Consider the following 278-nt stretch of genomic DNA (forward strand, 5'->3'; position numbering starts at 1 on the left):
CTGGGCGCCGTGGCTGAAGGGCACGCACAGCTTCGGGCTCGATCATTCGCCGATTTATGCGTTCGCCGACATGATGCTGCGCATTTTCTCGCCCTATCAGTTCAATCCGAACAACCTGAATCCGCTGCGCGAGGTGCTCGAGCGCCGGGTCGACTTCGACGCGCTGCGCAAGCACTGTCCGATCCGGTTGTACCTGAGCGCCACCAACGTCGAGACCGGGAAGATCCGCATCTTCACGGGCGAGGATGTCAGCGCCGACGCAGTGCTTGCGTCGGCAT

General features: G+C 62.2%; 1 pseudogene. It reads left to right on the forward strand.

Going from position 1 to position 278, the window contains the following annotated elements:
- Positions 1–278, forward strand: a pseudogene (locus SB751_RS29915) (patatin-like phospholipase family protein); the annotation flags it as partial.

Source organism: Cupriavidus sp. SIMBA_020 (assembly GCF_046535395.1).
Taxonomy (GTDB): domain Bacteria; phylum Pseudomonadota; class Gammaproteobacteria; order Burkholderiales; family Burkholderiaceae; genus Cupriavidus; species Cupriavidus campinensis.